The organism is Aquiflexum sp. (assembly GCF_041749095.1).
In the GTDB taxonomy this organism is placed as follows: domain Bacteria; phylum Bacteroidota; class Bacteroidia; order Cytophagales; family Cyclobacteriaceae; genus Aquiflexum.
This window is the reverse complement of the sequence record NZ_JBGTCA010000219.1, coordinates 1-16,999: the sequence shown is the minus strand read 5'-3', so window position 1 is coordinate 16,999 and position 16,999 is coordinate 1. Positions and strand designations below refer to the sequence as shown.

Here is a 16,999-nt window from a genome sequence, read left to right as displayed (position 1 = left end):
TAGGATCAAAATTACAATCCTTTGATTTACAAAACAGGATTTGACCAATTAAAGTTTGGTTTAAAAACTAATCACTATCCCAAGTTGCTTATCTATTTCAACTTGGAATTTTTTCAGTTCCATATAGATTTCCAATCTTTCTGAAATGATTGATTCTTCCAATTTCTGATTTTCAGCTTCTTTGATTTTTTGTCGTGATTCTTCCAATAATTTTTTGATGACTTTTTTCTTCAAATGAAGTACATTGTCATAAACTGTTTTTGCCAGGTCATCAGCTTCATGGTGGGTAAAAATCTGATGCCGGCTTTCCCACAATGTCGAAAGTTCATATTTAAAGGTAATCATGCCAATTATCTCTTTTTTCACTTCCTGATCTTCTGAAGACAGGAAAAAATCAGGCTGGGGAATTACTTTGTTACCAAGGGCCGTCTGATATAAATTAAGGATTTTCCTGAATACAGGAGTTTCAAAGTTCAACTCGGAAGTTTCCTGAAGCAGGTACTCACAAACAGAGGTTTGCTCTGAGACCATCTCGAATCCATAATTCACCAAAAGCCGCATCATTTCGCGTTCCTGAATATAAATCAGGGAAGCATGCGACATTGCAGTTTCTTTTGTCGAAAGGGTATCTTCAAATTTGGTTTCTTGAGTCGTCTCCCTCTGATCTTTAAAGAATTTATCTTTTTCTCCTTTAAGGAAGATCTTGTTTAGCTCAGTTAGGATAATTTCTTCTTCTATATCCAATAAAGAGGCTGATTGCCGCACGTAAACTGTACGGATGATCGGGTCAGGGATCTTTGCCAGACTACTGACCACCTGTTTGATCAGGTCAGCCTGCTTGATAGGGTCTTTAGCTGATTCCTCAGCATATAGGCCGATCTTAAAAGCTATAAAATCCTGTGCCTTTTGTGTCAGGTAATCTGCAAAAGCCTGTGAACCAACTTTTCTGGAATAACTATCGGGATCTTCTCCCAGCGGAAAAACGACGGCTTTCACATTCAGCCCACCTTTCAAAATCATATCTATTCCCCGAAGAGAGGCTTTGATACCTGCAGCATCTCCATCATATAATACGGTAACATTGTCAGTAAACCGCTTTATCAATTTGATCTGATTTTCAGTCAAAGAGGTCCCGGAAGAAGCCACCACATTTTCTATTCCGGCCAAATGCATGGAAATCACATCCGTATATCCTTCTACCAGATAGCAATTGTCCTTTTCTCTGATGGATTTTTTGGCCTGAAAAACCCCATACAGGGTATCACTTTTGTGATACACTTCCGTTTCCGGGGAATTGATGTATTTGGGCTGTTTTTTGTCCTGGGTCAAAATCCTGGCCCCAAACCCTATTGGTTTTCCGCCCAGATTGTGGATGGTAAAAGTAACCCTGCCCCTAAACCTGTCATAAAGGCGCTCAGGATCTCCTTCCTTCTGTAGAATCAGCCCGGCCTTTAGCATTAATTCTTCTGAATGACCTGCATCTTTTCCGGCTTTTAAAAAATGGTCCCAACCATCAAGCGCATAGCCCAAATCAAATTTGTCTATAATAGACTGATTGAAACCTCTTTCCTTATAATAACTTAGTCCGATTGAACGGCCCTCCTCCGAATTAAGATTATTCCGGAAAAAATCCTTTGCAAAGTTCAGTACTATGTAAAGACTTTCACGCTCATTATATGCCTGTATCGCTTCGGGTGTTTCCTGCTTTTCTTCTTCTATTTCAATTCCATATTTCCGTGCAAGATGTCTGATGGCCTCGTTAAAGCCGATTCCCTCAATGTCCATGACAAATTGGATGGGGTCCCCGGCCTTTCCACAGCCAAAACATTTATAAATCTGTTTGGCGGGAGAAACTGAAAATGAAGGGGTACTTTCATTGTGAAAAGGACAGCATGCCCAAAGATTCTGTCCTTTTTTTTTCAAAGGCACATAATCATTGACCACATCTTCTATATCTGCTCTTTCTTTGACTTTCTCGGTGGTAGTTCTGCTGATCACGGTTTTGGGAATTGGAAATCCAAAGATAAAAAGTATTACCGCAAAACATATCCAAACCAATACGCGAAACTATTCGGATAAATTGAAGGTTAAGTTATGGCTATAAAATTTATGAAAAAAAGCAAAGATTTTCCATTTAGAATAATTATAAACTAATTTGCAGGGAAATTGACCAATCAAAAAATGACATTAAACAACGGGAATATTTTGAAGTCCCTTTCAAAAGTTGAGGATCCTGATTTAAAAAAGGATCTTGTAACCTTGGGAATGATCCAAAACCTTGAAATCAAAGATGAAAAAGTCAGTTTCAATGTAGTATTGACTACACCTGCGTGCCCACTCAAAGAAGTAATAAAGAATAATTGCATAGAAGTTCTGAAAGAGGATTTTGGTTCTAATATTGATTTGGACATAACAATGACCTCCAATGTCACCACAAGCAGGTCCAATACGCCCCTTCTCCCAAATGTCAAAAATATAATTGCCATAGCATCAGGTAAAGGCGGTGTAGGTAAATCTACCACAGCTTCCAATTTGGCAGTGGCATTGGCCAATTCAGGAGCGAAAGTGGGATTGATAGATGCTGATATTTCCGGGCCATCCATTCCCATCATGTTCAATGTAGAAGGCGAACAGCCCGGAATCAAACAGGTTGACGGCAAAAATATCATTATCCCAATAGTACAATATGGAGTCAAACTGATGTCAATTGGATTTCTAACTCCTGCCGATGCTGCAGTGGTTTGGAGAGGTCCGATGGCGAGTTCAGCACTCAAGCAATTCATTGGAGATGTAGATTGGGGAGAATTGGATTATTTGCTGATTGACCTGCCACCGGGAACTTCAGACATCCATCTTACCATGGTTCAGACCGTTCCTGTGACAGGCGTGGTGATTGTCACCACCCCCCAAAAAGTGGCTTTGGGAGATGCAACCAAAGGACTGACCATGTTTAGGCAACCTCAAATAAATGTACCTGTTTTGGGTGTTGTAGAAAATATGGCTTATTTTACACCGGAAGAATTACCCAATAGCAGATACTACTTATTTGGAAAAGAAGGCGGTAGAAGACTGGCAGAGAAATTTGAAGTGCCTTTGCTGGGAGAAATACCCATTGTCCAAAGTATCCGTGAAAGCGGAGATTCAGGATATCCTGCCTTTTTTAAATCCGGAATCACAGAAATTGCGTATTCATCATTGGCGGAAGAAGTCGCAAGACAGGTTGCCATCAGAAATGCCGAAAAAAATAAAACAGAAATCGTACATATAAATTAATACAATGAATTCTTCCCTGATAGATCAAGTAGAATTAGCTTTGGATGGCATCAGACCATATTTGAAAGCTGATGGCGGCAATGTAAAGGTAATTGAAATCACAGATGATCTGGTTTTGAGATTGGAGTTGACAGGTGCATGCAGTTCATGTCCTATGTCCACAATGACCCTCAAGGCCGGCGTAGAAGAAGCAGTAAAACGAGCTGTTCCTGAAATCGTAAAAGTCGAGGCTGTTAATGTAGTTGTCGCTTAAAAATTGCTTAATAAAAATTGGATGAAGGTTAAAGCATTTGGTACAGGAATCAGGTCAGCACTGTTCCTGTTTTTTATTTTAAAAAGTACGATTACTTTTTCCCAGAATTTTTTTGGTAAACCATTTCAGCATCAACATGATGAAAAATGTGGTGCAGTTTTTATGGAAGAGATGATGGAAGAGAAATTGGGGATCCATGGCTCCAAAGAGTATTTTGAATCCTGGATGAAAGCGGGTATTGAGGAAAGAAAAAACAGGCCTCAAATTTTTCAACGGCAACAAAATGAAGTCAGGGTTATTCCGGTCGTAGTTCACGTGATCCATAATGGAACCAATATAGGACAGGGTGCAAATATCCCATTATCCCAGATAGAAGCACAAATAAGAATTTTAAATGAAGATTTCAGGCGTCAGAATCCAGATGCAATTCAAACACCTGAAGAATTTTTACCTGTTGCGGCTGATACAAAAATTGAATTTGTTTTGGCCAAGCAAGATGTTAGAGGTTTTCCAACAGATGGTATCAACAGGGTTTTAGGCCCAAAAACCACTTATGGGTCAGGAGACCTTTTATCCATTGGACAGATAGCACTTTGGCCACCTGAGGAGTATTTGAATATTTGGGTTTTGCCATTTACATCACCTATTATTGGAATAGCCTCTCCTCCTAGTACAAGCCTTCCCGGTTGGGGAGGGAATCCATGGCCGCGGGAGATTGATGGGATCTGGGTTGATTACAGGTATTTTGGCGAGGGAGGCAGTGCAGTTTCAGGTTCTCGCGGAAGAACGGCTACCCATGAAATCGGGCATTTTTTTGGTCTAAGGCATATTTGGGGAGATGGAGGCTGTGATGTGGACGATTTTGTGGCTGATACACCACTCCAAAGCGGTTCAAACAGTGCCTGTAGAATAAATAACCCAAGGTTTACATGCGAATCCAGGGATATGAACGAAAATTATATGGATTACACTGCTGATGCATGTATGAACATTTTTACTGAGGGCCAGGTGGTTAGGATGGATGTGGTTTTGGGAGAAAGTCCTCGGAGGGCATCTTTGGTCAATAATAGGGCTACCATAGCTCCTATCCTCGAACCAAATGATCTTGCTTTTGAAAGGACTATCGAACCACAGAATTTTATCTGTAGTCTTACCTTTTCTCCACAGTTTGAATTGCTCAATGCAGGAACCAATCTGATTGCTTCAGCATCAATAGAAATTAAAAATAATGGGTCTGTTATACAAAACAGAACTTTTAATTTAGATCTTAGTCCTGGAGAGACCACTGTTGTATCCTTTGATCCGATCACTCTGAATCCGGGTGGCAATAATTTTGAAGCTAATATAATACTGGTAAATGGTACCACTGATCCAAACCCAAGTAACAATACTTTTACTTCGACTCCTGTAATTCAACCTTCCATAAATTTGCCATACATGTTGGATATCGACTCAAACATAGAGACTTGGGAAGTAATTAATCCGGACAATAGTTTGACTTGGGAGGAATCCGAGGTAATAATTGATGGAACTACCGAGAAAGCCATATTCATCCGAAATTATGAATATGAGGCACTAGGTGAACAGGATTTCTTCATATCTCCCCAATTTGACCTGAGTCAGGTCAGCAATGCACAGCTTACTTTTAATATGGCTCATGGTCCTTACGATGCCCAGGGATTCGGAGATATTATGATGGTTGCAGTTTCAACCGATTGTGGTAACACCTTCGACATATCAGGAGCTCCTTATGACAAGGATGTGGATTTTCTCCAAACAACAGATCGTACTTTGGATGAATTTATCCCCACCGCTTCAAACCAATTCAGAAGGGAAGTGGTCAATTTGAGCAAATATTCAGGGCTATCAAATGTGAGGATCGCATTTATTGCCGTCAATGGCTATGGCAATAATATCTACCTCAAGGATATTGAAATACTGACACAGGAAGAATACAGATATGATGCAGTGATGACTGAACTTATCACCCCGGCACCAATCGGAAACAATAGCCATGAAAATGAAATTATTTCATTGACAAATATCGGTAATTTACCGATTACAGGTTTTGTCTTCAACAGGGTCAGTAATGGAGTGTTACAGAACTTTCTGGCAAGGGGCACAGCGCTTCAACCTGGCGAGACTACAAATATCACCTTACCAAAATCTACCAGATCAGGTTTAAACAGACTTGAATATAATCTTTTGTTTCCAAGTTTTGACCAAAATGAAAGAGGTGCGATCAGTCTGAGAAGATTTGTTATGATTGATTCCGAGATTATTAATGCACCTTGGAGGCAAAACTTCAATAACAAAACTTCTTTAAGTCCCTGGATTTCATTGAATCCGGAAAATAACCTTCCATCGTGGATGCTCACTTCTACCCAAACAGGTGAAACAGGATCCAACGTAGCTAAACTCGAAACCACTGCCATCAACAACAGTTTTTGGCTAGGTTCGCCTATTTTTGACTTGACAGGTAGTAGTCAGGCAAGTATTTTCTTTGACAGGGCTGCAGGAACTATGAATCATAGTACCGTATTTAAAGTAATGGCCAGCAGTGATGGCGGAGCTACCTACCAGGAAGTTTACAGGAAAACGGGTCCGGAAATATCAACTATTGAAGGCCCTGTTGCTAATCCTAATAACAGATCTGAATTTGTAAGGGATTATATCAACCTATCCGAATATGCAGGTCCGGACAAACGACAGATCCGTTTGGCATTTGTTGTTGAATATGGCGAATTGAGCAATGGCCCCGTTTTCATTGATAACTTGGAACTTTTCCTTTCAGCAAATGAACAGCCTGTTGATCCAGGCTTGGGAAACACTATTATATATCCTAATCCCACTGATGACCTTTTCAACTTAGTTTTCAATTTCCAGGAATTTGAAACTGTCAATATCCAAATATTCTCTCCGACAGGAGCTTTGGTACAAGATGTGGATTACCCCAATACCTTGAACCAGACTTATACCTTTACCTCCAGACAGTTTTCAAAAGGTTTGTTTATCATAAAAATAACAAGCAGGAGTATTACTGAGACAAGAAAACTGTTTATAAGATAGTGTTAATCCAAATTTGATAAAATATCAGTCGGCTTTTTGAATGATTTATCAAAAACATTCAGAAAGCCGATTTCTTATGGCAAGTGATTTGTATGATTAAAAAAACAACCTTTATCAATGTATTTGGAGCCGGATAGATTCCTATTACAGATATTTGTTGTTCAAAAAACAAATATAAATTTACCTTTACACGTTAGTTCAAATAAGACAATTATTTCATGGGGAATTTTAAGGAATCATTGAAACAAATCACTGTCCACCTCGCATTGGTGCTTGGTATTTTTTTATTGATTATAGTTCTATTTCTAAAAGTTTATCTTCCTTACTACACCAATTATGGTCAAACAGTCACCGTTCCTAATCTGGAAGGTTTTGAATATCAGGAACTTCAATCATACTTAAAAGCACGGAATCTTTCATTCGAGGTAACCTTGGACAGTGGGTTCAATGCAGAACTAAAACCACTGAGTGTCCTAAACCAAAACCCAAAGCCGGCAAGTAAGGTAAAAAGCGGAAGAAAAATATATGTGACCCTCAATTCCAAAAATGCACCGCTGCTCAAAATGCCCAATTTGGTGAACAGTCCTCTGAAAAATGCGCAAGAGATCCTTGGGAATATTGGATTGATACGGGGTGAAATCATCTACGTTCCTGATATTGGGACCAATGTGGTTTTGGAGCAGAAATACAGAGGAAGAAACATTCCTGAAGGATTCGAAATCCCAAAAGGTTCTCAGATAGACCTTGTTGTGGGTGATGGATTTGGTAATCAGACACTGGATGCACCCAACCTCATTGGCATGGATGATATTGATGCGGAATTTCTGATAATCGGTTCCGGGCTTAGAATGGGAAGAATCAATTACACCCAAACAGATACAGTGCCCTCAGGGATTATAATCAGACAAATCCCCCCTCCAGGTGCATCCGTGAAAACTGGTGAACCCATAGACCTATGGATTTCTGAATCCGATAACCGTAGGAATGATTTTTAATGAATAGGTTCAAATCCATATTGAAAAAATCATTTTTAGTGCTATCAATGGCGCCAATGTTGGCCTATGGGCAATTTCAACAATTACCTACACCTGTTTGGGAAAACACCAAAATTAGTAGCGAAACTTCAAACAGAATCATGGAAGGACCACTGAGTCTCCCTTTATGGGATGATTTTTCGCGTGCAGGAATTGACACTACGAAGTGGATCAGTGAAGGTGCCACCCAATCATTTACGGTAGGAAATTCGGCCCCTACTTTAGGAGTAGCACTTTTGGATGGAGTTGATCAAAGTGGCAGGCCTTATTCCAATGTTCAGTTCGAACAGGGATTTACCGATCGAATCACCTCCTTGCCCATAGATCTTTCTGCTATACCCTCCGAAGAATCAAATACTGTTTATTTGAGTTTTTTTTGGCAGGCAGGCGGAAAAGGAGAATTGCCCGACCCCAATGATGAAATCAGTCTTCAATTTATTGATTCTGATGGTTTTTGGCTACCTGTTTGGGAAAAGTCAGGAGGATTGATCGCAGAGCAGTTCTTTTTCACACAGGAAATCATACAAGTTCATCCTGCCTTTCATCATGAAGCCTTTCAGTTCCGTTTTCAGATCAGAGGAAGAAGTTCGGGTCCTTTTGACAGTTGGTTGTTGGATTATGTTTATTTGAACAAAAACCGAACGCCTTCTGATATAAATTTCCAGGACCGGTCCCTGACTGAATTGAATGCAAGGCCTTTTGACAAATACACTGCCATTCCGTTAATAGTTTTGCAGAAAAATCCCGAGGGATTTTGGAAAAACACCGGAAATGAATTCAAAAACCTGAGCAATACATTTAGGGCAATGGAATATAGTATTGAAATCAGAGGGGCTGATCGAAGCCTGATAAAATCCATCAACAGCAATACCCCTTTCAATCCAGTTCCAACCGCTCAGGAGAGACGATCATTTACCGGTAATCCCATTTCAGATATACCTATTCCTGAAGTGGAAACTGATTATGAGCTGATCACCTATTTGATCACAGGTGACGATGTACTCACTGTCCAGGAAAATGGACAAAGTGTAAGCTATCCTGATATTGATTTTCGGATCAATGATACAGTGAGGACAACTATTCCAATCAGAGATTATTTGGCTTATGATGACGGAAGTGTGGATTATTCAGCCGGAATCAATCAAAGATCCGGAATGCTTGCAACCAGATATGAAGTGGACGGCCCGTTTTTTCTTAAAGGTATCAGCATCAATTTTACAAATTTCTCACAAATAGGACGTGTAATCGACTTGACGGTATGGACAGATCTTGGAGAAGATCCTGTTTATGTGAAAGAAGTATTTATACCTGCGAAAAATGAACTGAACGAATTTGCTTATTTTGAAATTGATAAAAACATATCACTTGATGGCACATTCTATATAGGTTTTTCCCAGTTTACAAATGATTTTGTTTATGTTGGACTGGACAAGACCTATGACAATGGACAGGAGATATTTTTTAACGTAGTGGGTGCTTGGGTCCAAAATGAAACTGTAGAGGGTTCATTGATGATGCGCCCACACTTTACCCTGACAGCTCCGGCAGAAACTGATTCAGAAGGTTCTATTCCTTTTAAAGTCTACCCAAATCCCGTTTCTGAAAGACTTTATGTTGAGGGTGATTTTGAAAGCTTTGAAATATTTGACCCAATGGGCAGAAATTTAAGCCTGCCCATTGAGGATTATGAAAAGGGAAAAATCATTAATTTTGCCGGACAACAAAAAGGCATATACCTTTTGAAGACATTGAGCGATCAAAAGGAACAAAAATCAATTAGGATCTTAGTCAAATAATGTAATATGGAAGACATCACAGTATCAGAACTCAGGGAAAAACTGGAAAACAATGAAGATTTTGTATTTATAGATGTCCGGGAGGAATGGGAATATGAAGAGGATAACCTCGGTGCACTTAATATTCCTCTGGGTCAATTGCCCCATCAAATCAAAGATATCATGCAGCATAAAAATAAGGAAATTGTAGTCCAATGCCGATCAGGAGCACGAAGTGGGAATGCAAAGAAATTTATGGAAACCCAAGGCTTCAACAAAGTAAGGAATCTTCTTGGAGGAATCATAGCCTACAGGGCAATGGAAGAAGAGGAAGATTGAGTTGAAAATGGGGGCAACGCATTTTCAATTTAAATTAATCCCCAAGACCAATCCAATCCAAGGTCTCTTTTGGTAAATCCAATAACTTGAATTGTTGTCCAAGAGATTGTCCCAACCCAACGCCAATCCCAAATTAAAATAATCTACGGCAAAGCTTACGGACAAGCCATTTGACCAAACTATACCATCGTATTCAATATTTATCTGATCATTGGTGACAAAAGGATTTACAGCCGTAGATCCAAATCCCGAAAAAAAGCCAAAGGTCATTCCATAATGGTTGGTCATGCGCTCAATCAGTCCAATTTCATTTTCCTTATATTTCAATGTATAAAAATCAGTACGATAGCCCAAAAATACCGATGCATTTAGATTAGTATTCAATTGTTGGGGAAATCCATCTGTTGGGAAACGGTATTTGAATGGTATAGTAACTAAATCAATATCAAACTCAGAAGTATAAAAATTTGCTTTATCAATTTTTGTTTCTGTTCTCCTTTGGGGAAATACAATTGCATCCCTATTAACCGTGTCCAAACCGTATGGTAGGTCACCTTCTGACAAAAGAAAAACATATAAAAACTCTTTTTCATTATCTATATACACTTTTTCAATCTCATCCGAAAATATTCTGGATTTATAAACCCCATCAGCAATTTCATATTGAACAGTATTCTTAAAAGAACTGCATCCGGATATAATAACAAAAATCAAAATGATAGGAGAAAATGAAACTTTGAGCATGATCGGTAAATCCTTCTTGTTTTCTTTCCGTTTTTTAGTCTTGAACCAACCTCATCCTTAAAGATTGCTGTTTTTTTTGAATGAGAAATTAATTGTTCTATTATTGATATGATAATACTACCAAAACTATGAAGAATAAAAAAACCTTTCTTTGCCTATTGGCAACAATTCTTACGCTATCAGTTTACGCTCAAAACGGAAAAATAACAATAGAATCAAATTTCAATGACAGAGAATCCATTTCCCATTTCAGGTATTTGGCATCGGATGAAATGATGGGGAGAGATCCTATCCGTCCCGAAATAGAATTAGCTTCGAGATATATTGCAGAACAGTTTTGGAAATACGGTGCAAAAGAAATTCCTGGTTCAAACGGTTATTATCAGGCTATTCCATTTAGAATCTCCGGACCGCCAACTTTGGGTAAAGTTTCATTGGGCAAAAATTCCTTTAATCAGGGTGAAACCCTTCTGGTATTGGATGGACCTTCTTTTGAAGGTGATTTTGAATTGATCGTGGTTGGATATGGACTGGAAGATGATTATTCAGGTAAGGACGTCAAAGGAAAAGTAGTCGTCACCAATGTAGGGGCACCAAATAGGTTGAGCCCCGCAGACCTTTTCAGTTCAGGAAGAGAAAAAATAAAATTGGCCCTATCAAAAGGGGCTATCGCCTTGATTGAAATGTATAATGTACCTACCGTTCCTTGGAATCTTGTCGCCAATTTTCTAAACAGGACACAACTGACAGTGGACAATACCAAAGACATGGAAAGTCTTCCTTACCTATGGTTGAGGGATCTTAATAATGAACATATAAATGCCATTGGGAATGGTGAAATAAAAAATGCCAAAATACTTGTTGAGGGAAAATTAAACCGAAGCATCACAGGGAAAAATGTAGTGGCCTTTATAGAAGGAACAGACCCAAAGCTGAAAAATGAATATGTGATGCTATCTGCCCATTATGACCATGTAGGCGTTGGAACGACTAATGCCGAAGGAGACTCAATCTACAACGGGGCCAGGGATAATGCGGTAGGAACTGTAGCAGTGATCAATGCAGCAAGACATTTTGCCAAAAACCCGCCTAAGCGATCCATCCTACTCTGTGCCTGGACTGCAGAGGAAAAAGGTTTGTTGGGTTCAGCCTATTTTGCAGAAAATCCTTTGATACCACTTAAACAAATAATTTATAACCTCAATATAGATAATGGCGGATATAATGATACCTCAAAGGTTACCATTATTGGATTGGGAAGGACCACTGCTGATCCTCTTTTGGAAAAAGCCGCGGCAGAATTCGGACTGAAAGCAATTCCAGACCCTGCCCCCGAACAAAATCTATTTGACAGGTCTGATAATGTTAGCTTTGCTAAAAAAGGTATTCCTGCTCCTACTTATGGTATGGGTTTTACAGCGTTTGATGATGAGACCACCAAGCATTATCACCAACCATCTGACCAAGTGGATAATTTTGATCTGGATTACGCATTGCTTTATTGGAAATCCTACATACTTGCTGCTGAAAACATAGCCAACTGGAATGAAAGACCTTTTTGGATAAAAGGTGATAAATATGAATCCGTTGGAAAAGAACTTTATGAAATCAAATAGTTGTCCGCTAGGCAGCCGTCATCCTGAGTATTTAACATTTTGGAAATGTTCAAAATAGGTATTGACATCAAGACGGGCTGCAGACCTCTCCCGACGTCGAGGTGACAAGGCAAAGTCCTGTTATAGATTCGAATGCTATTTGTAGTTCTATACCATCAATTTTAAATCTGTCAATGGTAGTACGAAGGATCTCCAGAGATCCTATTTATGTTTATTTTAACCATTTCCTGATCCTCATGAGACCCTGATCCCGATCGCTATAGGGAGGATCAGCATGACGGCTGCTCCCATAGAGAATAATTCAATTTGTAACATCAGGATCAGTCTCTTATCCTCCATCTCTTTCTGGATTGATGTAATCTCTTTCAACAAATAAAAATATTTTCAAAAATTTTTTCTGAGTTCTAAAATTTTTAATTCAGCACTTATTTTTTTGATCATTCTTCCAAAAACACTCAATTTGAGCTAAAAAGGCTATTTTTATATTTTAATTTTAAAAATAAATAAGAAACACATAACACAATTATAAACACTAAAACACTTTTTGAATAAAATAAAACGCATTTCAAAAAATTATTTTTAATTTTTATTTGGATATGAAATGCATTTTATTTTATATTTACAGCATAATAATGTATTTGTCTCCTCATAACAGCAATGCATTTTTAAAAACTCTAAACAATATCGGATCTGCAAACCAGATTCATCACCCTAAAAAAATAATGTTATGAAAACGACTTTAAAGATTTTCGGACTTACAATTGTATTATCCTTAATTACAGCATCAATTACTTTTGGCCAACAGTTGCCACAATTCAGCCAGTACATTTTCAATGGCCTACATATCAATCCAGCGTATGCAGGATATAAAAATGAAGGATATGTACAAAGTACTTATAGGAGTCAATGGGTTGGATTTGACGGCGCCCCTACAACATTCACCGTAACTGCTGATCTTAGTGCAAATGAAGGTTTAATGGGATTTGGTGCCTCTGTCATGTCAGATAAAATTGGTCCTACCAGCACGACCACCGGTTTACTTACATATGCATATAGAATCCAAACGGGTAGAGAATCATTCTTTTCAATGGGAGCAAGTGCAGGGGTTTCACAATATATGATAGATGGTGACCTATTGAATCCTTTGCACCAGAATGACCCTAACCTTCCCGCAGGTGTACAAAATATGATGACGCCAAACATGAACCTAGGGCTTTTCTTTCATAACAATACATTCTATGCAGGTTTAAGTGCATATAACTTAATCGGGAAAGGCGCTTTGGAAAGAGAAGATGTTGCCCTTGCTTACCACGATGTTCATTTTTATCTGACTGCTGGAGTGATGATTCCTGTTACTGATAATATTCAGTTCAAACCATCATTTTTAGTGAAAGAAGTTAAGGGAGCTCCTACAACCTACGATTTGAATGGCATGGTGCTTTTCATGGACAGAATTTGGTTAGGTGCTTCTTACAGATCAAATGTCAAAATCTGGAATGATAACCTGGAAGCATCCAGCCCTACTTTAAGCAATAGAAATGCTGTTGCATTCATCACTGAATTCTTTGCAACTCCAAATCTTAGGATTGGATACGCTTATGACCAAAACCTTAATGTTCTCCAGGATATGAGAACAAATTCACACGAAATATCCATTGGATACTACCTTTCTGCAAGGAAAATAAATATGAAAAATCCAAGGCATTTCTAATAGATATAAAAACGAGATAAAGATACAACTCTTCAATTACTGATTGGATCTTAATATAATATCCAATCCCCTATCAAAGTTCGGGAAATCCCGGGCCACATGAGAAACGCAGAATCAAGCGAATTTCATAAAAGATACTTTTTAAGTTTAGAGTCTATAAATTCAAAAGGCTGCCTGGGGTGATTCACCTTACAAGGCAGCTTTTTTTATGTTTATTCGAAAAACAGAAATTTTTACTTCCTGAAAAAAGAATAAACAATAACCACATTAAATTGGAATAAAACCGATTGACTGTCAAACCTTACCGTAAACCTACATGTTTAGTATTTACAAAATCGATAAAAAAAAGCAACTAATTATCAGATTTCTGCTTTGTACAGCAAAAGTTTTTTTAATCGGAATAAAAATAAAAATTTTGAAAAACCCTAGTAAGTGTTAATCACCCAATTTAGGTAGGTTATTTTCTATCTATTGATTTTCTCAAATTCCTGATCACCCAAATAAATGGATTTTGTTGAATAAATGTTTGTAAAATATTTTCATGTTCATCTTGAAATAAGACGGAACTGTAATGTTTTGGAGCTTTTCTTTATTCCCGAGTTAGGAATCTGAATTTTTGAAAATCAATACTTAGCCTGTAACCAACATACTCTTCAATTATTAATAAAAAGGCAATGAAAAAAACAATTACCTTCTTCGCCAACCTGGCTTTACTTTTGGTATGGAATTTTTTGGCAGTACCAAATGAGGTTTACGCGCAAAATCAGCCACATTTACTGGATTTAAGGACTTGTGGAAACTCCTGTTCCTCCAACAACTTCACGATTAAGGAAGTGTATCTAAGTGATGCCAATGGAGTACCTTTATCAAGCTCTTTTGCAACCTGTACCCCAGGGGTTCAGCAAACATCATTTATCTCGTTTGTTTACCGTTCAAATTCCGCATCCTCGACAAATAATACAAGGCTTTTTGCAGATCTTTCAATTGGTGGTTCCTCAGAATATATCAATATCTGGATTGGAACGCTTCCCGCTGCCAAGAATGCGGACAGGGTTGTCACCCTCAATCATTCCTTTACTTGGACCTGTGGGGCCGAAATAACTCTGGATTCACCTACTTTAGCCTGGACCACCTCCGGATCAGCTGATTTATCTTCCAGTTATGAGTGTAATAGCTATCCAACTGCCCAATGTCAGTTTGGTGCTGATATAGTAGTAAACGCACCCTTGGCTGTTCAATTTGATTTTACAGCATGTACAGTTGATGGTACCAACACTGTTAATTTTATCTCCACTACCAACGGAGGTAGCCAACCTTACCAATACAGTTGGAATTTTGGCAACAACGCCAATCCTACCACCTCCAATTTACCAAATCCAACGGTTACATACTCTTCGGCCGGCTCAGCCACTTTAACTGTTACAGACTCAAAAGGTGTTTCAAATACGTTTACAAACACAGTTACAATTCCAAATGAATTATTAGTCACATCAACCACCTCACAACCCACCCCAGGGAATAATGATGGATCTATCCTATTAAGCACTACAGGTGGAACCGGGAATGTTACGGTTTCTTGGAATGACGGCAGCACAGTATTAGAAAGAACCGGTTTGGCGGCAGGGACATACGTTGCTACAGTAACTGATGAATTCAATTGTCAAAAATCAATTACCATCGTTCTGACAAGCCCTGAACCAAATATAAGTATCATTAAATCGGGGGTTTATGAGAATACTAATGGTGATGGTATGCAAAGTGCGGGAGACAGAATAAATTATACATTTTTGGTGACGAATACAGGAAATTATCCATTGAGTAATGTAACGGTCATTGACCCTTTGATCAATTTAACAGGCTCCTCTTTTTCCCTTCCTGAAGGAGAATCAAATAACAATGCTTTTTCCGGTACCTACACGCTGACACAACAAGATATTGAGAATGGATTTTTTACAAATACTGCAACTGTAACTGCGGATGCGGGGAGCATTCAGGTTCAAGCAATCGATAGTCATACTGAAAACTTTACTCAACTGCCTAGTCTAAAAGTTGAAAAGAATCAAATCGATGGTCCAAATCCTGTAACAGCCGCAGGTCAGCAATTGACTTATGAAATTACAGTAGAAAATACTGGGAATATCAATAATTCCAACGTTGTAGCTACTGACTTTTTACCAGGAAGTACTACAGGAACAGTGTTAAGCACAGTTAGTGGGGATGAACAGAATCCGGGCGTTTTGGATGTTGGAGAAACTTGGATTTATTCCATTGTTTATACAGTTGAACAAATTGTTTTTGATACAGGGGATAATTTGGTCAATGTTGTCAATGTAAGTTCAACACAAGTCCCTGGCCCTACTGTAGCCTCCGCTGCAACCCCTACGGTACTTTCTCCTGCACTTGACATCAGCAAGGCAGTGACTGAGACAACCTTTGCCGCTCCGGGCGATGAACTGAATTATAACATCACGGTATCAAATACCGGTAATACAACTTTGGAGAACATCTCTGTTGTCGATCCTTTGACTGGCCTAAATACCAACTTTGCAACTCTTGCTCCGGGTGCATCTCAGGACATCAATACCACATACTCAGTCGATCAGGATGATATAGATGCAGGTTCTGTATCCAATACGGCCACGGCATCTGTCAATGACATATCAGTAAGTGATGATGTGACCGTTACAGCAACACAGTCCCCTGCGCGTGCTATCAGCAAGGCAGTAACTGAAACAACCTTTGCCGCTCCAGGTGATGAACTGACCTATACCATTACAGTGACCAATACCGGTAATGTGACTTTGGAGAACATCTCTGTTGACGATCCTTTGACTGGCCTAAATACCAATATTGCAACTCTTGCCCCAGGTGCATCTCAAGACATCAATACCACATACTCAGTCGATCAGGATGATATAGATGCGGGTTCAGTGTCCAATACAGCTACCGCTTCAGTAGCTGACATCTCCGTCAGCGATGATGTGACCGTAACAGCTACCCAGTCCCCTGCCTTTGCCATTTCAAAGGCAGTGACTGAAACAACATTTGCCGCTCCGGGTGATGAACTGAATTATACCATAACAGTAACAAATACTGGAAACACGACGCTTGAGAACATTTCAGTGGTCGATCCTTTAACGGGACTGAACACTACAATCACTGTTCTTGCTCCGGGTGCCTCTCAG

The 16,999-nt window shown here is 39.0% G+C and carries 11 protein-coding genes; 9 read left to right on the top strand and 2 right to left on the bottom strand.

Going from position 1 to position 16,999, the window contains the following annotated elements; genetic code table 11:
- Window positions 1–60 precede the first annotated feature (60 nt).
- Entirely contained in the window at window positions 61–1,998 is a 1,938-nt protein-coding gene (gene dnaG, locus ACEW8O_RS10720) for a DNA primase (protein ID WP_373494628.1), read from the bottom strand.
- A 183-nt stretch (window positions 1,999–2,181) separates the two neighbouring features.
- Between dnaG and ACEW8O_RS10715 the strand changes: the two genes are divergently transcribed.
- From ACEW8O_RS10715 to ACEW8O_RS10690, 6 genes are all read left to right on the top strand, one after another.
- Complete coding sequence (locus ACEW8O_RS10715) at window positions 2,182–3,273, top strand: Mrp/NBP35 family ATP-binding protein (RefSeq protein WP_373494627.1); 1,092 nt, start codon at window positions 2,182–2,184, stop codon at window positions 3,271–3,273.
- 4 nt (window positions 3,274–3,277) lie between these two features.
- Window positions 3,278–3,526: a NifU family protein gene (locus tag ACEW8O_RS10710; RefSeq protein ID WP_373494626.1), complete on the top strand. Its 249-nt coding sequence runs from the start codon at window positions 3,278–3,280 to the stop codon at window positions 3,524–3,526.
- 21 nt (window positions 3,527–3,547) lie between these two features.
- Complete coding sequence (locus ACEW8O_RS10705) at window positions 3,548–6,595, top strand: M43 family zinc metalloprotease (protein WP_373494625.1); 3,048 nt, start codon at window positions 3,548–3,550, stop codon at window positions 6,593–6,595.
- 218 nt (window positions 6,596–6,813) lie between these two features.
- Window positions 6,814–7,590: a PASTA domain-containing protein gene (locus ACEW8O_RS10700; protein WP_373494624.1), complete on the top strand. Its 777-nt coding sequence runs from the start codon at window positions 6,814–6,816 to the stop codon at window positions 7,588–7,590.
- Window positions 7,590–9,425 (top strand): T9SS type A sorting domain-containing protein, encoded by a 1,836-nt coding sequence (locus ACEW8O_RS10695; RefSeq protein ID WP_373494623.1) that lies wholly within the window; start codon window positions 7,590–7,592, stop codon window positions 9,423–9,425. The genes ACEW8O_RS10700 and ACEW8O_RS10695 overlap by 1 nt, the downstream gene beginning before the upstream one ends.
- Window positions 9,426–9,431: 6 nt before the next feature.
- On the top strand, window positions 9,432–9,743 hold the full coding sequence (locus ACEW8O_RS10690) for a rhodanese-like domain-containing protein (protein ID WP_373494622.1): 312 nt from the start codon (window positions 9,432–9,434) through the stop codon (window positions 9,741–9,743).
- Between the two features lie 24 nt (window positions 9,744–9,767).
- Here ACEW8O_RS10690 and ACEW8O_RS10685 read toward each other — a convergent pair whose 3' ends face one another.
- A complete protein-coding gene (locus ACEW8O_RS10685; RefSeq protein WP_373494621.1) occupies window positions 9,768–10,487 on the bottom strand; it encodes a hypothetical protein in 720 nt (239 codons plus the stop codon).
- A 128-nt stretch (window positions 10,488–10,615) separates the two neighbouring features.
- Between ACEW8O_RS10685 and ACEW8O_RS10680 the strand changes: the two genes are divergently transcribed.
- The 3 genes from ACEW8O_RS10680 to ACEW8O_RS10670 form a co-directional block, all read left to right on the top strand.
- Window positions 10,616–12,103: a M20/M25/M40 family metallo-hydrolase gene (locus tag ACEW8O_RS10680; RefSeq protein WP_373494620.1), complete on the top strand. Its 1,488-nt coding sequence runs from the start codon at window positions 10,616–10,618 to the stop codon at window positions 12,101–12,103.
- A gap of 727 nt (window positions 12,104–12,830) precedes the next feature.
- Window positions 12,831–13,814, top strand: a complete 984-nt coding sequence (locus ACEW8O_RS10675) for a type IX secretion system membrane protein PorP/SprF (protein ID WP_373494619.1) — start codon at window positions 12,831–12,833, stop codon at window positions 13,812–13,814.
- A 674-nt stretch (window positions 13,815–14,488) separates the two neighbouring features.
- Window positions 14,489–16,999: PKD domain-containing protein (locus tag ACEW8O_RS10670; protein WP_373494618.1), on the top strand; the 2,511-nt coding region annotated here is incomplete at its 3' end.